This is a genomic window from Nocardioides sp. (assembly GCF_044226765.1).
Classification (GTDB): domain Bacteria; phylum Actinomycetota; class Actinomycetes; order Propionibacteriales; family Nocardioidaceae; genus Nocardioides.
Genome location: NZ_JBGAGJ010000001.1, coordinates 610,972 through 630,473 on the forward strand (window position 1 = coordinate 610,972; position 19,502 = coordinate 630,473).

15 protein-coding genes and 5 tRNA genes are annotated in these 19,502 nt (G+C 73.1%); 14 read left to right on the forward strand and 6 right to left on the reverse strand.

Going from position 1 to position 19,502, the window contains the following annotated elements; genetic code table 11:
- Nucleotides 1–258: 258 nt before the first annotated feature.
- Nucleotides 259–1,554: an ISL3 family transposase gene (locus ACILRH_RS02870; RefSeq protein WP_395690148.1), complete on the forward strand. Its 1,296-nt coding sequence runs from the start codon at nucleotides 259–261 to the stop codon at nucleotides 1,552–1,554.
- 92 nt (nucleotides 1,555–1,646) lie between these two features.
- Here ACILRH_RS02870 and ACILRH_RS02875 read toward each other — a convergent pair whose 3' ends face one another.
- Entirely contained in the window at nucleotides 1,647–3,431 is a 1,785-nt protein-coding gene (locus ACILRH_RS02875) for a sensor histidine kinase (protein ID WP_395690627.1), read from the reverse strand.
- A 125-nt stretch (nucleotides 3,432–3,556) separates the two neighbouring features.
- On the opposite strand from ACILRH_RS02875, the gene purF reads away from it, so the two are divergent.
- The 3 genes from purF to ACILRH_RS02890 all read left to right on the forward strand — a co-directional run bounded on the left by purF (nucleotide 3,557) and on the right by ACILRH_RS02890 (nucleotide 6,530).
- Nucleotides 3,557–5,101 carry an amidophosphoribosyltransferase gene (purF, locus tag ACILRH_RS02880; protein ID WP_395690628.1) on the forward strand — a complete coding sequence of 515 codons (1,545 nt, stop codon included), beginning with the start codon at nucleotides 3,557–3,559 and terminating at the stop codon, nucleotides 5,099–5,101.
- A 7-nt stretch (nucleotides 5,102–5,108) separates the two neighbouring features.
- Nucleotides 5,109–6,200 carry a phosphoribosylformylglycinamidine cyclo-ligase gene (gene purM / locus ACILRH_RS02885; protein WP_395690629.1) on the forward strand — a complete coding sequence of 364 codons (1,092 nt, stop codon included), beginning with the start codon at nucleotides 5,109–5,111 and terminating at the stop codon, nucleotides 6,198–6,200.
- Nucleotides 6,201–6,341: 141 nt separating this feature from the next.
- Entirely contained in the window at nucleotides 6,342–6,530 is a 189-nt protein-coding gene (locus tag ACILRH_RS02890) for a DUF3073 domain-containing protein (protein WP_395690630.1), read from the forward strand.
- A 129-nt stretch (nucleotides 6,531–6,659) separates the two neighbouring features.
- Here ACILRH_RS02890 and ACILRH_RS02895 read toward each other — a convergent pair whose 3' ends face one another.
- The 4 genes from ACILRH_RS02895 to ACILRH_RS02910 all read right to left on the reverse strand — a co-directional run bounded on the left by ACILRH_RS02895 (nucleotide 6,660) and on the right by ACILRH_RS02910 (nucleotide 13,123).
- Nucleotides 6,660–7,736 (reverse strand): Glu/Leu/Phe/Val dehydrogenase, encoded by a 1,077-nt coding sequence (locus ACILRH_RS02895; RefSeq protein ID WP_395690631.1) that lies wholly within the window; start codon nucleotides 7,734–7,736, stop codon nucleotides 6,660–6,662.
- 226 nt (nucleotides 7,737–7,962) lie between these two features.
- On the reverse strand, nucleotides 7,963–9,192 hold the full coding sequence (locus ACILRH_RS02900; RefSeq protein WP_395690632.1) for a hypothetical protein: 1,230 nt from the start codon (nucleotides 9,190–9,192) through the stop codon (nucleotides 7,963–7,965).
- The gene (locus tag ACILRH_RS02905; RefSeq protein WP_395690633.1) at nucleotides 9,189–12,437 is read right to left on the reverse strand and encodes a response regulator; all 3,249 of its coding nucleotides are present in this window, start codon (nucleotides 12,435–12,437) and stop codon (nucleotides 9,189–9,191) included. The genes ACILRH_RS02900 and ACILRH_RS02905 overlap by 4 nt, the downstream gene beginning before the upstream one ends.
- Nucleotides 12,434–13,123 carry an HNH endonuclease family protein gene (locus ACILRH_RS02910; RefSeq protein WP_395690634.1) on the reverse strand — a complete coding sequence of 230 codons (690 nt, stop codon included), beginning with the start codon at nucleotides 13,121–13,123 and terminating at the stop codon, nucleotides 12,434–12,436. The genes ACILRH_RS02905 and ACILRH_RS02910 overlap by 4 nt, the downstream gene beginning before the upstream one ends.
- Before the next feature lie 17 nt (nucleotides 13,124–13,140).
- Between ACILRH_RS02910 and ACILRH_RS02915 the strand changes: the two genes are divergently transcribed.
- The 5 genes from ACILRH_RS02915 (at nucleotide 13,141) to ACILRH_RS02935 (ending at nucleotide 17,579) form a co-directional block, all read left to right on the forward strand.
- Nucleotides 13,141–14,226, forward strand: a complete 1,086-nt coding sequence (locus tag ACILRH_RS02915; protein ID WP_395690635.1) for an LLM class flavin-dependent oxidoreductase — start codon at nucleotides 13,141–13,143, stop codon at nucleotides 14,224–14,226.
- Between the two features lie 237 nt (nucleotides 14,227–14,463).
- Nucleotides 14,464–14,844 (forward strand): hypothetical protein, encoded by a 381-nt coding sequence (locus ACILRH_RS02920; RefSeq protein ID WP_395690636.1) that lies wholly within the window; start codon nucleotides 14,464–14,466, stop codon nucleotides 14,842–14,844.
- A 1-nt stretch (nucleotide 14,845) separates the two neighbouring features.
- Entirely contained in the window at nucleotides 14,846–16,468 is a 1,623-nt protein-coding gene (locus tag ACILRH_RS02925; RefSeq protein WP_395690637.1) for a glycoside hydrolase family 44 protein, read from the forward strand.
- Between the two features lie 2 nt (nucleotides 16,469–16,470).
- Entirely contained in the window at nucleotides 16,471–17,244 is a 774-nt protein-coding gene (locus tag ACILRH_RS02930; protein ID WP_395690638.1) for a crotonase/enoyl-CoA hydratase family protein, read from the forward strand.
- Entirely contained in the window at nucleotides 17,229–17,579 is a 351-nt protein-coding gene (locus tag ACILRH_RS02935; RefSeq protein WP_395690639.1) for a hypothetical protein, read from the forward strand. Before ACILRH_RS02930 ends, ACILRH_RS02935 begins: the two co-directional genes overlap by 16 nt.
- 61 nt (nucleotides 17,580–17,640) lie before the next feature.
- Here ACILRH_RS02935 and ACILRH_RS02940 read toward each other — a convergent pair.
- Nucleotides 17,641–17,717: transfer RNA gene (locus tag ACILRH_RS02940), tRNA-Phe, on the reverse strand.
- A 65-nt stretch (nucleotides 17,718–17,782) separates the two neighbouring features.
- Here ACILRH_RS02940 and ACILRH_RS02945 point away from each other — a divergent pair.
- The 5 genes from ACILRH_RS02945 to ACILRH_RS02965 all read left to right on the forward strand — a co-directional run bounded on the left by ACILRH_RS02945 (nucleotide 17,783) and on the right by ACILRH_RS02965 (nucleotide 19,458).
- Nucleotides 17,783–18,964: a MarP family serine protease gene (locus ACILRH_RS02945; protein WP_395690640.1), complete on the forward strand. Its 1,182-nt coding sequence runs from the start codon at nucleotides 17,783–17,785 to the stop codon at nucleotides 18,962–18,964.
- A gap of 58 nt (nucleotides 18,965–19,022) precedes the next feature.
- Nucleotides 19,023–19,098: transfer RNA gene (locus tag ACILRH_RS02950), tRNA-Glu, on the forward strand.
- Between the two features lie 18 nt (nucleotides 19,099–19,116).
- Nucleotides 19,117–19,201 (forward strand) — tRNA-Glu (locus tag ACILRH_RS02955).
- Between the two features lie 18 nt (nucleotides 19,202–19,219).
- Nucleotides 19,220–19,301 (forward strand) — tRNA-Glu (locus ACILRH_RS02960).
- 80 nt (nucleotides 19,302–19,381) lie between these two features.
- Nucleotides 19,382–19,458 (forward strand) — tRNA-Asp (locus tag ACILRH_RS02965).
- Nucleotides 19,459–19,502 lie beyond the last annotated feature (44 nt).

The following is a 19,502-nucleotide window of genomic DNA, read 5'->3' on the forward strand; positions in this document are numbered from 1 at the left end:
CTCCTGCGTCCTCGGTCCACCGAGGGTCTCCGGGGACCGGCCGACGTGCCTCCCCCGGGACGGGTGAGCGGCGCGGCCCAGGGCACGGGATGCCGGCTGGCGCGGCCGACTTGTCGGCCAAAACCATCGCTTGTCGGCCGAAGTTCTGGCTCTCCTGCTGCATGTGTGGGTGAGCTGAGCGTGCCGTGACGTGCACACGCCGTTCCCTGTCTAGGTTTCGAGCTGTCTAGGACCGAAACCAGCTGGCAGGAGAACGGCGTGGCAGTCGTCAGCCTATTCCGTGGGCTCTTGGGGCTTGAACACACTGCGATCGAGAACGTCTGGTGGGACGGCGATGTGCTGGTGATCGACGTGCGGTTGATGGCTCGTCAGCGGGATCGGTGCGGACGATGTCGACGCCGTTGCGCCCGGTACGACGCGGGCCGGGGGCGTCGCCGCTGGCGCACGTTGGACCACGCCACCACGCTGACCTTCCTCGAGGCCGACGCGCCGCGGGTGCGCTGCCGCGACCACGGCGTGGTGGTCGCGCACGTGCCCTGGGCCGCACACGGTGCGGGTCACACCCACACCTTCGACGCGCAGGTCGCCTGGCTGGCGACCCGGACGTCGAAGTCCGCGGCCACGCAGCTGATGCGGATCGCGTGGCGCACCGTCGGGGCGATCATCGCCCGGGTCTGGGACGCCGCGGAAGCCGCATCGGCCACCGACGGGCTCGATGGGCTGACCCGGATCGGGATCGACGAGATCTCCTACCGCCGCAACCTGAAGTTCTTGACCGTGGTCGTCGATCACGACACCGGGGTTCTGGTGTGGGCCGGCGAGGGTCGCAGCCGAGCGGCACTGAGCCCGTTCTTCGACCTCCTTGGTACCGAGCGCTGCGCCCAGATCACGCATGTCTCGGCCGATGGAGCCGCCTACATCGAGGAAGAAGTCACCGACCGCTGCCCCAACGCCGTCCTCGGGGTCGACCCGTTCCACGTGGTCAAGTGGGCCAACACCGCCCTCGCCCGGGTCCGCATCGACGCCTGGCAGCAGGCCCGCAAACTGGCCAAGCACGACCCCAAGATGCTGACCGGCTGGGCACGCCGTCACCAGGTGCTCCCCGGGCGAGACCTGGCCCGCGGACTCAAAGGGGCCCGGTTCGCGCTGGCGAAGAATCCCGAGAACCTCACCGACCGGCAACACGCCAAGCTCGAGTGGATCGCGACCACCGACCCCCGCCTGTACCGGGCCTACCTGCTCAAGGAAGCCCTCCGGCTGGTCTTCCAGATGCCACCCGACCAGGCCGCCTTCGAGCTCGACAAGTGGCTGGCCTGGGCCCGCCGATGTCGGATCCCCGCCTTCGTCGACCTGGCCCGCACGATCCACAAGTTCCGCCCCCGCATCCTGGTCGCCATCGAGCATCAGCTATCCAACGGGCTCATCGAAGGCGTCAACACCAAGATCCGGCTCCTCACCCGGCTCGCGTTCGGCTTCCACACCTCACACGCACTGATCGCCCTGGCCATGCTCAGCCTCGGACGTCACCGACCCGCGCTCCCCGGCCGCACCTGACCCACACATCAAGCAGGAGAGTCGAAGTTCTGGCCGACAAGCGATGGTTTACCCGGTCGACCGGGTAAACCAGCAAGGGCGAACCGACCCCATCACCCCGCAGGCAGGAAGACCTGGAAGATGCTGCCCTCGCCGAGGGCGGAGCGGACCGCCATCCGGCCGCCGTGGCGGGCGACCACGCGGCGCGCGATCGCCAGGCCGAGGCCGGTGCCGGGCTGGGCGACGGCCGCGGGGTTGGAGGAGCGGAAGAACTCGGTGCCGAGCTTGGCGACGTCCTCGGCGGAGATGCCGATCCCCTCGTCGGCGACGGTGAGGACCACCTCGTCGCCGTCGCGGCCCAGGCCGACCGTGACTGTGCCGCCCTCGCCGGTGTACTTCACGGCGTTGCTGACCAGGTTGGCGCAGACCCGGTCGAGCTCGGTGGCGTCACCGAGGGCGAGCACCTTCTCGTCCGGGACCTCGACGCGGACGGTCACGCCCTTCTGTTCGGCGGGCACCGCGATCAGGTCGACGACGTCGTCGACGATGCGCCGCAGGTCGACGGGCACCGGGATCACCGGGTTCTCCGCGTCGCCGACCTTGGAGAGCAGGAGCAGGTCGTCGATGACCCGCACCATCCGGCGCGCGCCGCGCTCCATCGCCTGCAGCGACGTCGACGCCATGCCCGAGAGGTCGGGGGAGGACTCGAGCATCTCCAGGTGCCCCATCACCGAGGTGAGCGGGTTCTTCAGCTCGTGGGCGACCGTCGCGATCAGCTGGCCCTTGTAGGTGTCGAGCTCCTGGAGCTCCTCGACGAGCTGGTGCTCGCGCTCGAAGGTGCGGGCGTTGAGGATCGCGCGGCCCAGGTCGTGGCCGATGTCCAGCGCGGCGGTCGCCTCCGACTCGGTCCAACCCGGCGCGCCCTTGACCCGGGTGAGCACGAGGTTGCCCAGGCACTCCGGCCCGGCCCCCAGCGGGGTGAACAGCAGGGTCTCCACCTCGATGGAGTGCATGAACTCCAGGACCTGGCGGCCCTGCTCCTCGGTGACCGCCTCGAAGGCGCGACCGGGCGCGAACACCACTGCCACCTGCTGCTCCCACGCGGCGTGCGCGGCGGACTCGGCGATGTCGATGAGCTCGGACGCGAGCACGACGTCGCGCCCGTCGGCGGTGTAGATCTCGCCGTGGCCGTCCTGTTCGAAGGTCTGCAGCCACATGCCGGAGGCGCGGAACCCCTCCAGCAGCGCGTCGCGGCTGTCCGCGACGATCCGCTCGAAGCTCAGCTGCGCGCTCGCGCGCCGCACGATGCTGCGGGCCGCCTCGGCCATCCGGACCTGCTCGGCGAGCTGCTCGCGCTCCAGCGCGACGATGACCGCCTGGCGGGCCTGCTCGGCGTAGGTGTTGAGCACGGCCCGGGCCGGCTCACCGGGCCGGCGGGCGTCGACGGGCAGGTCGATGGCCAGGGTGCCGCGCAGCTGGCCCTCGTCGTCGTAGAGCGGCGCGAGGAGCAGGTCGAGCGGGTGCCACGCGTCGGGGTCGTCGATCGGCTCGATGTCGGGGACCCAGCCCCACTGCTCGCCGGCGCTGGGGTCCAGCCGCTCGTGGGGCACGAACCGGAACAGCCCCCAGTCGTCGGCCTTCTCGATCTCGCGGGAGAGCTGGTCCAACGGCGTACGCCGGCCCTGCAGCGAGTCGCGCGCCTCGTCGCTGCCCGCGACCGCCATCACCTCGAGCTTGCCGTCGCTGCGCGCGACGCTGATCGCGGCGATGCCGAAGCCCGCCACCTTGGTGACCCCCTCGGCGATCAGCTGCAGGGCGTCCCGCGACGGCGCGTCCGACCAGCTGCTGGCACGACTGACCGTGCCGGTCGTGCTCGCCGAGCTCGTCTCCCGTGACATCGATCTCCGTCTGCTCTGGTGGCCTGGACCATCGTACGTCTCCGTCGCCCGCTGCACCGGTCAACGGCCGATCAACGGCCGAGCCGGGAATGGGACACGCCGCTCGCGCGCCGTAGACTCCGACCGTGCCCTTCGAGAGCAGCCCCCGCCGGGGCGGGGACGGCCGGCTCACCGCGGCCCTCGACCCCCACGAGCAGGGACCGCAGGACGCCTGCGGGGTCTTCGGGGTCTGGGCCCCGGGCGAGGACGTCGCCAAGCTGACCTACTTCGGCCTCTACGCGCTGCAGCACCGCGGCCAGGAGTCGGCCGGCATCGCGGTCAGCAACGGCCGCCAGATCCTGGTCTACAAGGACATGGGCCTGGTCTCCCAGGTCTTCGACGAGACCACGCTGGCCTCGCTGAAGGGGCACGTGGCGATCGGCCACACCCGCTACTCCACGACCGGCGCCAGCACGTGGGAGAACGCCCAGCCGACGTTCCGCCCCACCGCCGACGGCTCGATCGCGCTGGGTCACAACGGCAACCTGATCAACACCCACGAGCTCTCCCAGATGGTCGTGGACCTGCCCGGTCCCGACGACGAGCTCGACCTGCACACCCGGCCCGTCGAGTCGTCGACCAACGACACCGGCCTGGTGACCGCGCTGCTCGCGCACCACCCCGACACGACGCTGGAGCTGCGGGCGCTCGAGGTGCTGCCGCTGCTGCGCGGGGCGTTCTGCTTCGTGTGGATGAACGAGGACACCCTGTACGCCGCCCGCGACCCGCAGGGCATCCGCCCGCTGGTGCTTGGTCGGCTCGAGCGCGGCTGGGTCGTGGCCAGCGAGGACGCCGCGCTGGCGACGATCGGCGCGAGCGTCGTGCGCGAGGTCGAGCCCGGCGAGATGGTCGTCATCGACGCCAACGGGCTGCGCTCCCACCGGTTCGCCGAGCCCGAGCCCAAGGGCTGCGTCTTCGAGTACGTCTACCTGGCCCGGCCGGACGCGACGATCAGCGGCCGCAGCGTCCACGAGGCGCGGGTCGAGATGGGGCGGCGGCTGGCCCGGGAGTTCCCGGTCGACGCCGACCTGGTGATGCCGGTCCCCGAGTCGGGCACACCGGCGGCCGCGGGCTACGCCGAGGAGTCGGGCATCCCGTTCGGGCAGGGCTTCGTCAAGAACGCGTACGTCGGCCGCACCTTCATCCAGCCCAGCCAGACGCTGCGCCAGCTCGGCATCCGGCTGAAGCTCAACGCGCTGGAGCACATGATCCGCGGCAAGCGGATCGTGGTCGTCGACGACTCGATCGTGCGCGGCAACACCCAGCGCGCCCAGGTGCGGATGCTGCGCGAGGCCGGGGCGCTCGAGGTGCACGTGCGGATCTCCAGCCCGCCGGTGAAGTGGCCCTGCTTCTACGGCATCGACTTCGCCACCCGCGCCGAGCTGATCGCCAACGGCCTCGACGTCGACGAGATCGCCGCCAGCGTCGGGGCGGACAGCCTCGGCTACATCTCCCTGGAGGGCATGGTCGAGTCGACCGGCCAGTCGTCGGAGCGGCTGTGCCGCGCGTGCTTCACCGGTGAGTACCCGATCGCGCTGCCCGACGAGAGCCTGCTCGGCAAGCACCTGCTCGAGAGCTCGATCCAGGCGCCGACGTACGGCAAGGCCCTGCCCGTCATGAACAACCCGTAGGAGCGACGTGCCCGAGACCAACGCCTACGCCGCCGCCGGCGTCTCGATCGAGGCCGGCGACAAGGCCGTCGAGCTGATGAAGGTCTGGATCGAGAAGGCGCGCCGCCCCGAGATGATCGGCGGGATCGGGGGCTTCGCGGGGCTCTTCGACGCCTCCGCGCTCAAGGCCTACGACCGGCCGCTGCTCGCGACCTCCGCCGACGGCGTCGGCACCAAGGTGGCGGTCGCCCAGGCGCTCGACAAGCACGACACCATCGGGTTCGACCTGGTCGGGATGCTCGTGGACGACCTGGTGGTCTGCGGCGCCGAGCCGCTGTTCCTCACCGACTACATCGCGACCGGGCGGGTCGTGCCCGAGCGGATCGCGGCGATCGTCAAGGGCATCGCCGAGGCCTGCGTCGAGGCCGGCTGCGCCCTGCTCGGCGGCGAGACGGCCGAGCACCCCGGGCTGCTGGGGGAGCACGAGTACGACGTCGCCGGCTCGACAACCGGCGTCGTGGACGCCGACCGGCTGCTCGGGCCGGGCCGGGTGCGCCCCGGCGACGTGGTCGTCGCGATGGAGTCGTCCGGGCTGCACTCCAACGGGTACTCGCTGGTGCGTCACGTGCTGCTCGCCCCGGCCGACCGCGGCGGTGCCGGCTGGTCGCTCGACCGCCAGGTCGACGAGCTGGGCCGCACGCTGGGCGAGGAGCTCCTGGAGCCGACCCGCATCTACGCCAAGGCCTGCCTGGCGCTGGCCGACCGCACCCGCACCCACGCGATGTCCCACGTCACCGGCGGCGGCCTGGCCGCGAACCTCGAGCGGGTGCTGCCGGTCGAGCTGACCGCCCGCATCGACCGGTCCACCTGGACCCCGCAGCCGGTCTTCGACCTGGTGCGCCGGGTCGGGTCGGTGCCCCAGCCGGACCTCGAGATGACACTGAACTGCGGGGTCGGGATGGTCGCCCTGACCGCTGCCGACGACGCCGACGCCGCGGTCGCCGTTCTCGCCGAGCACGGCGTGCGCGCCTGGGTCGCCGGCACGGTCCGGGCCGACGACTCGCCCGCCGGCGAGCTGGCCGGCCGGGTGGAGCTGGTGGGTCAGCACCCCGGCTGGTGAATTCCGCCCGCGGCGGAATCGCTGAGATGTGATGTGCAGGAACAGCCACCCAGCAGGTAGCGTTGCCCCCACGAGAATCACTTTGAGGACAGCCCGGGTAGCCACAGCGCTCCCGGCCGAGCGTGCGAGGGGGCTGACCCTATGGGGCGCGGCCGAGCGAAAGCCAAGCAGACGAAGGTCGCCCGCGACCTGAAGTACCGCACTCACGAGACGGACTTCGGGGCACTGGCGAACGAGCTGCACGGGCAGAGCAGCGACGACGACACCGACCAGCTCGAGCCCGAGGTGCTCGACAAGTGGTCGGACTACGCCGAGCCTCGGCGCGATTGACCTCACTGGTCACTTCGGCCCCGTAGGCCGCTCGTTTCACCGGCTGACCGGGGAAATGTGCACGACACGCCGTGAGACACCGGCGTGTCTGTTCGTTTCCCCGGACGACCGGGGAAACGAACAGGCCCCTCAGGAGCGCGGCAGCCACATCCCGCGCAGCCGGCCGACCTCACGCATCCGCCGCTCGGCCAGTCGGTCCGCGGCGATCGCCGGCGGCACGCCGTCGGACGCGGCGAGCTCGAGCACCGCGAGCGTGGTGTCGAAGATGCCGGTCGCCCGCTGCTGGGCGCGGTCGAAGGAGAACCCCTCGAGCTCGTCGGCGACCTGGATGAGCCCGCCGGAGTTCACGCAGTAATCGGGGGCGTAGAGGATCCCGCGCTCCTCGAGCATCTTCTCGACCCCCGGGTGGGCGAGCTGGTTGTTGGCCGCGCCGCAGACGATCCGCGCGGACAGCGTCTCGACGACCTCGTCGGTCAGCGCGCCGCCGAGCGCGCACGGGGCGTAGACGTCCAGCGACGAGGCCACGAGCGCCTCGGTCGAGGCGACGACCTCCACCGCGGACAGCTCGGCGCGGACCCGCTCGACCGCCTCGGCGCTCACGTCCGTGACCACCACCCGGGCACCGTCCTCGACCAGGTGCCGGGCGAGGTGGTGGCCGACCTTGCCGACGCCGGCGATGCCGACCACGCGGCCCTCCAGCGACGTCGTGCCCCACGCGACCGACGCGGCGGCCCGCATGCCCTGGAAGACGCCGTACGCCGTCAGCACCGAGCTGTCCCCCGCGCCGCCGTGCGCGACCGTGCGGCCGGTGACGAACGAGCACTCGCGCGCGATGACGTCCATGTCGGCGGAGTAGGTCCCGACGTCGCACGCGGTGTAGTAGCGCCCGCCGAGCGACTGCACGTGCCGGCCGTAGGCCCGCAGCAGCGCCTCCGACTTCAGCGTCGCCGGGTCGCCGATGATGACCGCCTTGCCGCCGCCGAGGTCGAGCCCGGCGAGCGCGGCCTTGTAGGACATGCCGCGCGAGAGGTTGAGGACGTCCTGCACCGCCTCGGCGGTGGAGGCGTAGGGGTAGAACCGGGTCCCACCGAGGGCGGGGCCCAGCGCGGTGGAGTGGACGGCGATGACGGCCTTGAGGCCGCTGGCGGGGTCGTTCGCGAAGACGACCTGCTCGTGCTCGGAGCCGAGCTCGAAGACGTCGGACATGGTGGTCCTGCTTTCTGGTGTCGGCCACGTGGGTGGTGGCGGCGGGCGGCACGACAGGGGTGGCGTCGTGACGTAGCCCACGGTAGTCCGGTCAGCGCGGCTGGGCGAAGTGCCACCGGCCCCTTCGTGGGCCCCCGGGGTGCACGTCAGCGTTCAATTGTTGGCGGAGACACCGGCTACCCGCCGGTAGCGGTACATCTGCGCGCAATTGCACGGACACGCGCGGTCAGACCGACCTGGCGAAGACGACGTCGCCGTGCGTCCCGTACCCCGGCAGCGCGCCGGCGGTCCGGCGCCCGTTGAACCCCACCAGCAGCCAGCCGGCGCCGTCGGGGACGAGCGTGGGCCACGGGATGTTGGACGGGTACGGCGCATCCAGGCGACCCACCTCGCGCAGGTCGAGGTCGAGCACGGGGTAGCGCCGGGCGTCGCCGTCGCTGGCCAGCACCCGCCACTGCCCGCCGACCTGCGCGAGGGTGGTCCCCTCGGTCTGCCCGAGCCCGGTCGCGGCGCCGCGCAGCACCAGCGCGTCCAGCGACGGGCCGGCCGCGACGACCGGGTGGAACCGGAAGAACCTCGTCGCGCTGACGTAGCCGACCAGCCACCCGTCGGCGACCCGCACCACGTGCGGGTCCCACACCCCGACCGAGCCCAGCCCGTCCACCGGCAGGTCGAGGGCCTCCGTGTCGAGCAGGTGGGCGCCTGTGAGCAGGTCGGCCGACGTGCGCGCGAGCGTCACGCCCACGGTCGGACGGGCGCGGTCGAAGTCGCCCCAGGTGCTGGTGGTCACCAGCCACTGGTCGCCGTCGCGGAGCAGGTGGGTCGCATGGTCGCCGTACGCACCGGGCCGGTCGGGTCGGCGGAAGAAGACGTCGGAGAGGTGGGTCAGCCCGAGCGTGGCGCGGTCCAGCTCCCACAGCGAGGTGTGTGCGGTGTCGAAGAACCCCGGCCCCGCGCTGGTCGCCGAGAGCACCACCCGGTCGTCGGGGAGCCCGTCGACCAGCCGCAGGTCGCGCAGCCCGAGCTGGCCGAACCGCCCGGCGACCGGCGCGTCGGTCGCCAGGCCCGCCAGCCACGCCTCCGCCCGGGTGTCGACGAGGTCGGCCAGGTCGACCCGTGCGCGTGCCGTCCAGGGCCCGGGCCCGCGCGTGAGCACGGTCAGGTGGGTGCCGGTGAGGGTCAGGCCGACCTCGCGCACCGGGCCGGCGGTGCTCGCGTGCCGGCGCGACCGGTGCACGGTCGTCCGGCCGCCGGTCGTCACCTCCAGCCACGCCGCGCTGCCGTCGTACCGGGCCACCATCCGGTCGTCGCCGGAGGCGAGCTCGAGCGAGCCGGGACCGGTCACCGCGGCGTACGGCGCCAGCACCTGCGTCAGCGTCGACCCGGCGACCACGAGGTCGACCGGGCGGCGGCGGCCGGCGGGCGCGAACCGCGGCAGCGAGGCGAGCGCCGTCACCGGCTGGCGGACGTCGCGCGCTGGAGGGCGGCCACGGCGACGTCGACCTCGGCGGTGAGGTCGACGAGCATCGGCAGGGCGCCTGCGGTGGTGCCGGCGATGCCGAGCTCCTCCAGCTTGCGCGAGGCCTCGGCGACCCGCGGGAGCCCGAGGTTGAGGGCGCTGCCCTTGAGCTGGTGGGCCGAGGTCAGCAGCGCCATCGCGTCGTCGCGCTCGACGGCCTCGCGGATCGCGACCACCTGGTTGCCGACCCGGCCCATGAACGAGGCCGCGGTGCGCTCGAAGAAGCTGATGCCGTCCTTGCGCAGCTCGGACAGCATCGCGATCCGGTCCGTGTCCAGGACGCCGTCGTCGGGGTCGACCGGCGGCGGCTCCGGCGCCACCTCGGGTGCGGCCGAAGTGGGTGCGGCCGCAGCCGGAGCGGTGGGCTCCGGCCGCGGCGCCGCCGGGGCGGCGGCGGGCTCGGGCTGCACCCACTCCCGCAGCACCCGCTCGACGTCGCGGGCGTCCACCGGCTTGGCCAGGTAGTCGTCCATCCCGGCCGCCAGGCACCGCTCGCGCTCGCCCTCCAGCGCGGAGGCGGTCATCGCGACGATGGGCACCCGGCGTCCCACCGGCTCGGCCCGGCGGACCTCGCGGGTGGCGTCGAACCCGTCCAGCCGCGGCATCCGGCAGTCCATCAGCACCACGGCGTAGTCGTGCGGCCGGGTGAGCAGGTCGACCGCGGCCACGCCGTCCTCGGCCACGTCGACGGTGCAGCCGAGGTTCTCCAGGATGCCGGTGGCGACCAGCTGGTTGACCCGGTTGTCCTCGACCACGAGCACCCGGACCCCGAGCCCCGGCTGGTCGGCCACCTCCGGGGTGGAGACGGTGGCGGTCGCGCCGAGCAGGGACATCAGGGCGCCGCGCAGCTCGGAGTGGCGCACCGGCTTGCTGAGCGAGGTCGAGATGCCCGCGGCCTCCACCTCGGCGCGGGTCACCGACTGGTCGGAGGTGAGTAGGAGCAGCGCCAGCCCGGAGAGCGCTGGGTCGGCCGCGATCCGGCGGGCCATCTGGAGGCCGTCGACCTCGGGCATCACCAGGTCGAGCACCGCCAGCTCGAAGGGGTGGCCGGTGCGGGACGCCTCGCGCAGCGTCGCGAGCCCCTCGACGGCGGACGGTACGGCGACCGGCCGCATGCCCCACGCGCCCAGCTGCTCGGTGAGGATGAACCGGTTGGTCTCGTTGTCGTCGACCACGAGCACCCGCCGCCCGCGCAGCTCACGGCTCCCGGCAGCCGCCGCCGGCGCTTGGGACACCCCGAAGTGGGCGGTGAAGGTGAACGTGCTGCCCTGCCCCAGCTCGCTGGTGACCCCGATCTCCCCGCCGAGCGCCTCGACGAGCTGCTTGGAGATCGCCAGCCCGAGCCCGGTGCCGCCGTGCCGCCGGGTCGTGGACGGGTCGGCCTGGGTGAAGGCGTCGAAGAGCCGTTCGCGGTCCTCCGCGGCGATGCCGACGCCGGTGTCGGAGACGTCGACGCGCAGCACGACCTCGCTGGCGGTGCGGCGCTCGACCCGGGCCTGGATGAGCACCTCGCCGTGGTCGGTGAACTTGACGGCGTTCGAGCCCAGGTTGGTGACGATCTGTCCGAACCGGATCGCGTCGCCGCGCACCTGGAGCGGCACGTCCGGCGCGCAGGCGACGACGAGCTCGAGGTCCTTGTGGTGCGCGGGGCCGCTGAGCACCGAGGCCACCTGGTCGAAGACCTGGCGGACGTCGAAGTCGGCCGCCTCGAGCTCGAGCTTGCCCGACTCGATCTTGGACAGGTCGAGGATGTCGTTGATGATCCCGAGGAGGGTGAGTCCGGCGCCCTGGAGGTTCTCGGCGAGCCGCCGCTGGTGGTCGTCGAGGTCGGTGCGCAGCAGCAGGTCGGTGAGCCCGATGACGCCGTTCATCGGGGTGCGGATCTCGTGGCTCATCGTCGCCAGGAACTCCGACTTCAGCCGGGATGCCTCCATCGCGTCGTCGCGTGCCTCGGCGAGCTCGACGGCGTTGCGCTCGCGCTCGGCGACGACGCTGAGCTGGTGGCCGATCTGGGCCATCAGCTGGTGGGAGTTCTCGTCGGGCGGCACCTCGTCGGCCACCAGCTCGACCACGCACACCACGTCGTCGCCGACCAGGACGGGCATCGCCACCTGGCTGTGCGTGCCCTCGAGGCCGGTGGGGGTGCCGAGCACGGTCTCGCGGGTGGTGCGCGCCTGCTCGGCGAGCGCGTGGTCGCAGCTGACCGGGGTGCCGGCCGGCCGCAGGTCGAGCACCTCGGGCTCGGGACCCTCCCGGTCGTAGAGCCAGGCGCCGACCGCCTGCCAGCTGGTGAACTCGGGCAGGCCCGCCCCGGCCATCAGCAGCGCCTCGCGCAGGGTGCGCGCGCGGTTGGCGGCCATCGCCATCTGCTGCAGCAGGAAGAGCCGCCGGGTCGCCTCCGTCACCTGCTCCTCGGCCTGCCGGGCCTCGGTGACGTCCTGCGCCGTGCCGCTCATCCGCAGCAGCGAGCCGTCCTCGGCCAGCTCGACCATCCCCCGGCCCCGGATCCAGCGCACCTCGCCGTCGCGGAGAATCCGGTGGTCGAAGGAGTACTCGCCCCCCGCCTTCGCGGCCTCGGCGATCAGGTGGTCGGCCGCGTCCCGGTCGTCGGGGTGCAGCCGGTCGAGGTAGTCGCCGTAGGTCACCAGGGACCCCGGCGGCACGCCGAAGATCCGGTAGAGCTCGTCGGACCACTCGATCCGGTCCTCGGGGACCTCCCACGTCCAACTGCCGACGTGGGCGATCCGCTGGGCCGTCGCGAGCTGCTGCTCGCGCGCGGCGAGGGTGTCGAGCAGCTCCTTGCGGTCGGTGTACGGCGTCACCCGGTGCAGCCAGCCGATCCGCCGGTCGCCGTCGAGGACCGGCCGGAAGCTGATCAGGCCCCAGACGGCCGTGCCGTCCGGCCGGATGAAGTAGGAGTCGACGTCGTCCTGCGGCTGCCCGGTGCGGACCATCCGGCGCAGCGCGCGGCCGAAGTCCTCGCGGCCCTGCTCGTCGAGGGTGTCGAAGACCGACAGCCCGACCATCTCCGCGGGGTCGCGGCCGAGCAGCTCGGCCATCCGGTCGTTGGCCCAGGTCGTCACCGCGTCGTCGTCGAAGACCCAGAGGCCGTCCGGGACCAGGTCGAACAGCAGCCGGGCGACCTCGTCGCCGGTCCGGCCGCCCAACCCTCCCGAGGTCATGGGTCCATTCCTACCCTGCGCGCGGTCGGGACGGTGGTGAACCGGACCACCCGGTCGGGACAGCGCCGGGCCTTCGCGACCAGCACCGACCGCTCCGCCGGGTCGACGGTGAGGCCGAACCGGAGCTTCACCGCGACCCAGGACCGCACGTAGCGGCAGACCCGGTGGTCGGGCAGCCACTCGGCGACGTCCCGGTCGCCCTTGGACTGGTTGACGTTGTCGGTGACCGCGACGAGCGTGCGCGGGTCGCCGAGGTCGTTGGCGTAGCGCTCCCGGGTCGCGGCGTCCCACCCGCGCGCCCCGGAGTCCCAGGCCTCCTTGAGCGGGACCAGGTGGTCGATGTCGACGTCGGAGGCGGCGGTCCAGGTCGCGCCGTCGTACCACGAGAACCACTCGCCGGTGGTGATCGTGCATCCGCCGATCGGCACCCGCGACTCCGCGACCAGCACCTCCTCCCGGGTGTCCTGGCAGTCGCCGTCGGCGTCGACCCAGTGCCGGAACAGGTCCCGGTCGTAGCCGGAGGGGGTCTCGGCGGCCACCGGCAGCGCGCGCACGGCGGCGCGCAGGTGCAGGGCCTGGCGGTCGCCGGCCGCGGTCGCCGCGGAGGCCGGGGCGGCGTACGACGTCGCGAGAAGTCCGGCGACGAGGACCGGGACGAGGACCGGGACGAGCAGCAACCGCGCCATTGCACGATGATGACGCAGTGGACCTCTCTGTGGTGGAACCGCCGCTGGGCACCCCGGCGGACCCGACCTTCGGGCTCGACACGTTCGGCGACGTCGCGCTCGGCCCGGACGGCGAGCCGCTGCCCCCGGCCGAGGCGATCCGGCAGGTGGTGGCCGAGGCCGAGCTCGCCGACGCCGTCGGCCTGGACTTCTTCGGGGTCGGTGAGCACCACCGGCCCGACTTCGCGGTCAGCGCCCCCGACGTGGTGCTCGCCGCGATCGCCGGCCGCACCCGCCGGATCCGGCTCGGCACCTCGGTGACGGTCCTGAGCTCCGACGACCCGATCCGGGTCTTCGAGCGGTTCGCCACGCTCGACGCGGTCTCGCGCGGCCGGGCGGAGATCACGGTCGGGCGCGGCTCCTTCACCGAGTCCTTCCCGCTCTTCGGGCTCTCGCTGGACGACTACGAGCGGCTCTTCTCCGAGAAGCTGGACCTGCTGGCCGCGCTGCTGCAGGAGGGCCCGGTCAGCTGGCAGGGGTCGGTGCGCCCGCCGCTGGAGGGTGTCGAGGTCTTCCCGCGCACTGCGGCGGGGCTGCCGACGTGGGTCGGCGTGGGCGGCACGCCGGAGTCGGTGGTGCGCGCGGCGGCGTACGGCCTGCCGCTGGTGATCGCCGTGATCGGCGGCTCCCCGGAGGGCTTCGTGCCGCTGGTCGAGCTCTACCACCGCGCCCTGGACCACTACGAGCAGCCGACGCTGCCGATCTCGATGCACAGCCCCGGCCACGTCGCCGCGACCGACGAGCTCGCGCGCGAGCAGATGTACCCCCACCATGCGGCGGCGTTCACCCGGATCGGCCGCGAGCGCGGCTGGGGCCCGTACACGCCCGAGCAGTTCGAGCAGGGCGCCGGCCCGACCGGCGCCCTGTTCGTCGGCTCGCCGGAGACCGTCGCGCAGAAGATCGCCTGGGCGATGCGCACGCTGGGGCTCTCGCGCTTCCAGCTCAAGTACGCCGTCGGCACGCTGCCCCACGAGGAGCGGCTCGAGTCGATCCGGCTCTACGGCACCCGGGTGGTGCCGCGGGTGCGGGAGCTGCTCGCCGACCCGTCGAGCGGCGCCGAGTGACCGGCGCCGAGTGACTGCGGCCGGTGACAGCTCCTCGCCGCTGCCGCTCCCGCCCCAGTTTCATCATGGTCTGTAGGTGAACCAGCACTTCCCACGGTGGGCATGCCGAGGGAAGTGCAGGTTCACCTGCATCCCGTGATGAAACTGAGGCGAAGCCCCCCGCCCCACGACCAGCCGCCCTCCACATCGCCCGTCCGGAGGGTTGACGCCGTCCACGACGGGCGGCAGCGTGCGGTCATGCGCGCGCCCCACGAGAACGTGGCGACCGTCCTGGTCGACCCGGCGGTGCTGCACGAGCTCGAGGTGCACCTGATGACTCTCGACCTGCGGCTGTGGCCGATCGCGACCGCCCCGATCTGCGCGGACGGCCCGCGGCGCGCGTTCCAGGTGCGCCGCCGGATGCTCGAGTCGCGGCGCGGTGCCTGGGACGACGCGGCGGCCTGGACGCCGGTGTGGGTGTCCTTCGGCGAGAGCTGGTACGACGGCGACGAGCCGCTGCCCTGGTCGGCACACCAGGTGCTGTGGCGCACCCTCGACCAGTACGCCGACCACGTCCGCTACCGGCTCGGGCTCGGTGGCGTGCCCCCGTTGCGGGTGCCGCGCGAGCGGACGGCATGACGTGCTCACCGCGGCCGGGGTGCTCACCGTCGCGCTGGCGATGGCCGCGCCCGCGACGGGTCCGCACCTGACGGTCGACGCCGCCGCCGGCCACCACCGGATCTCGCCCGGCATCTACGGCGTCAACTTCGCCGACGAGGGCCTCGCGAAGGCGGTCGGCCTGCCGGTCGACCGCTGGGGCGGCGACAGCACCGAGACCTACAGCTGGAAGATCCGCGGCACCAACGAGGGCTGGAACTGGTACTTCGAGAACTTCCCGGACTGCTGGACCCAGGAGCTCGACTGGTGCGCCGACGGCACCCACGACTACAGCGCGGTCGACGAGCTCATCGAGAAGGACGCCCGGGTGGGTGCCACCACGCTCCTCACGCTGCCCGCCGCCGGGTGGGTGGCGAAGGCGGTCAGCTACACCGGTGACCAGCTCTGCAGCTATCCCTCGGCGACCTTCGACCCGCAGGACGACCACGACCCCTACAACCCCGCCTGCGGCAACGGCCAGCGGGCCGGCGCGTGGGTCCAGCCCGGTGCCGACCCCGCCCACGCCGGCACAGCCGCCGGCGCCGCGTGGGACCAGGACTGGGTCGAGCACCTCGTGTCGACGTACGGCTCGGCCGCCGACGGCGGGGTCGGCATCTACGCGATCGGTAACGAGCCCGGGCTGTGGTCGGTGTCCCACCACGACTTCCACCCCGACCCGCTGAGCTATGACGAGCTCTGGAGCACCTCGAGGGCGATCGCGACCGCGGTGAAGACCGCCGACCCGACCGCGAAGGTCCTCGGCCCCGCGGAGTGGGGCTGGCCCAACTACTTCTGCTCCACCGCTGACGTCCCGGACAACGGCTGCTCGCCGCAGTCGCCGGACCGGGCCGCGCACGGCGGCACTGACCTGTCGTCGTGGTACCTGCGCAGGTTCGCCGCCCTGCAGCGGCAGACCGGCGTGCGGGCGCTGGACTACTTCGACCTGCACTACTACCCGCAGGGCACCTACGGGCCGGCCACCTCGGTCACCCGGTCGCTGTGGGACCCCGCCTTCCGGGACCCCTCCTGGATCGACGCCACGATCCGGCTGTTGCCGCGGATGCGGGCCTGGGTGCGCGACAACTACCCCGGGACCAGGACGTCGGTGAGCGAGTACAACATGGGGCTCGACGTCACCGGCGACCCCCGGCTGCAGAACGTCATCGAGGCCGACACGCTGGGCATCTTCGGCCGCGAGGGCCTCGACCTGGCGACGTTCTGGCCCGAGGACAGCTCGCCGGTGCCGGCCGCGGCGCTGCGGATCTTCCGCAGCTACGACGGCCACCACCACGGGTTCGGCGACCGCGGCGTCCGCGCGGTCAGCAGCGCCGAGGGCCGGATGTCGGTCTTCGCCGCGCGGCGCGGCGCCACGGGCCCGCTGACCGTCGTGGTCGTGAACAAGTCGGGCGCCGCGCTGCGCAGCCGGCTCGACCTGCGGCACTTCCCGCACGCCGCGAGCGCCCGGGCGTTCCGGTACGCCGGCGCCGGCATCGCGTCGCTGGGCCGGGTCCGGCTCGGGGCGTCCGGCGTGACGTCGACGTACCCCGGCCGGTCCGTCACACTGCTCGAGATCGCCGCAGCCGGCGGGCACCGACGACAGGAGTGACGATGACCGACAGCGCCGACGAGCTGCTCACCGAGCAGCGCGACCACACGCTGCTCATCACGATCAACCGCCCGCAGGCACGCAACGCCGTCAACGGCGCGGTCGCCCGCGCGATGGCGGCCGCCCTCGACCGGTTCGAGGAGGATGACGACCTCCGCGTCGCCGTGCTCACCGGCGCGGGCGGCACCTTCTCCTCCGGCATGGACCTCAAGGGCTTCCTCACCGGCGACCTGCCGGTGGTGGAGGGCCGGGGCTTCGGCGGGCTCACCGAGCGGCCGCCGAGCAAGCCGCTGATCGCCGCCGTCGAGGGCTACGCCCTGGCCGGCGGTTGCGAGCTGGTGCTGGCCTGCGACCTCGTGGTCGCCGCCGAGGACGCCCGCTTCGGCGTACCCGAGGTCAAGCGCGGCCTGGTCGCCGCCGGCGGCGCCGCCCTCCTGCTGCCGCAGCGCATCCCGCGCGCGGCCGCCCTGGAGATGCTGTTGACCGGTGACCCGGTCGGCGCGCCCCGCGCCCACGAGCTCGGCCTGGTCAACCGGGTGGTGGACAGCGGCGGCGCCCTGGACGCCGCGCTCGAGCTCGCCGCCACCATCGCCGCCAACGGACCTCTCGCCGTCCGCGTCACCAAGCAGATCGCCGTCTCCGCGCCGGACTGGACGCTCGCCGACGGCTGGCGCGAGCAGGGCGCGCTCGCCGGCCCGGTCTTCTTCTCCGCCGACGCCGCCGAGGGCGCCACCGCGTTCGCCGAGAAGCGGCCGCCGGTGTGGACGGGGAAGTGACCGGTGACGCCGGCGACACCCTGGTCCTGCGCCACCAGCGCGACGCCGACGGGATCTCCTGGCGCGGGGTGACCCTCCACCCCGACGGCGTCCTGGAGGTCAGCGGGCAGGATCTCGGGCAGGCCGTCGAGGACCACTGGGGCTCCCGCGAGTACGAGTTCTCCCGCCGCCTGGCGCCCGCCGAGGTCGACCGGTTGCGCGTCCTGCTCGGCCTCGGCCCGCGCGACGACCTGCTCGCGGCGATCGGCTCGACCTTCGCCGAGTCCGACGCATTGGAGGAGTTCCTCGTCCACCACGACCTGGCGGGCAGCTTCTGGAGCCGCACGGGCGACTGACCCGTGAAGCGAAACGCCCCCGCCGGAGCCCGGCGGGGGCGTTCGTGCAGGAGACCTGCGGTGGTGGGCAGGGGCGGGGTCGAACCGCCGACCTTCCGCTTTTCAGGCGGACGCTCGTACCAACTGAGCTACCTGCCCCACTCCGGGCGAGCCCGGTCGGCTGAGAGCATACATGCGGAGGTCTGGTCGTCCCGCATCGGGACGTGGGGCGGGAGGTGCCGGTGAACCTGGTCGACGTGACCATCGCGGTGGCCGTCATCGGCGTCGGCGCGCTCGGGTGGTACGACGGGTTCGTCCGCGCGGCCTGGGCGCTCGTCGGCGTGCTGGTGGGCACGGCCGTCGGGCTGGTCGTGGTGCCGCTGGTCTTCGCGCCCCTGCCGCTGTCGTGGTGGGTGGGGATGCTGGCGATCGGCGCGTTGGGCGGGTGCGCGGCGCTGGGCCGGGTGCTGGCGGTCGCGGGGGAGGCGCGGCTGCGGGAGCGGACCCAGTTCCGGCCGATCCCATGGGTGGACCGCCCCCTCGGTGCGGCGCTCGGTGCGGTCACGGCCCTGGGCTTCGGTTGGATGGTCGGGATGGCGGTCGCCGGGTCGGTGCTGCCCGAGCTGTCCCGCGACGCGGACCGCTCGGTCGCGCTGCGGGCGCTCGACTCGCGGCTGCCGCTGAGCCACTTCCTGGCCGCCCGGTTCGCCCGGCTCGGCGACGACGCCGACTTCCCGCGGTACGTCGACGTGTTCACTGCCGAGCGGATCGTCGCCGTACCCCGTCCCCCTGCCGACGTCGTCGACGCGCCCGGGGTGCAGCGGGCCAGCCGGTCGGTGTGGCGGATCGTCGCGCACGAGGCGGGGCCGGCCGGCAAGGAGGGGTCGGGGTTCCTGGTGGGCCGGGAACGCCTGCTCACCGCCGCCCACGTCGTGTGGCGGACCGACCAGGTCACGGTCGACGGCCCGGACGGGCCGCTCGACGCGACCGTGGTGGTCTGCGACCCCGACCACGACATCGCGGTGCTCGCCGTGCCGGGCCTGACCGGCCGGGTCCTGGGCTTCGCGACCGGTGAGAGCGGGGACCCCGCCGCCGTGATCGGGTTCCCGCAGAACGGCCCGCTGACGATCACCCCCGCACGGATCCGCGAGCACCTGGACTGGCAGTCCGCCGACATCGAGGGCGACGGCCGCTACGAGCACGACGCCTACTCCGTGCGCGCGCGGGTGCACACCGGCAACTCCGGAGGACCGCTGGTGACCCCGTCCGGCCGGGTGCTCGGCATGGTCGTGGCGATGTCGCGCGCGGACGCCGACACTGCCTACGCGCTGGCCGGCCAGCAGGTCGCGGGCTCCGTCGACGAGGGCGTGGCCGCACCCGCCGACGCCGCCGTCCCGTGCGGCTGACGAGCCGGTGCGTTTCGGTAGCGGTCCGGGGGCGCCCTATGATCGGCCCCAGCCACTGGCCCCCATCGTCTAGCGGCCCAGGACCCCGCCCTTTCACGGCGGTAGCACGGGTTCGAATCCCGTTGGGGGTACCACTCGTGCCGAAGGGGCCGGCCCCCATCGTCTAGCGGGCAGGCAACCAAGGGACCCCGCCCTTTCACGGCGGTAGCACGGGTTCGAATCCCGTTGGGGGTACCACTCGTGCCGAAGGGGCCGGCCCCCATCGTCTAGCGGGCAGGCAACCAAGGGACCCCGCCCTTTCACGGCGATAGCACGGGTTCGAATCCCGTTGGGGGTGCGAGCACCGCGCGGAGGACGTCGATTGGGTGTCCGGCCCGTGCGTGGGTTAGAGTTCCACCGCTTCCGCACGGAAGCCCTGGCCCCGTAGCGCAGTTGGTTAGCGCGCCGCCCTGTCACGGCGGAGGCCGCGGGTTCGAGTCCCGTCGGGGTCGCCAGCAGACGCCCCCGGACCGCGAGGTCCGGGGGCGTTCGTGCGTCC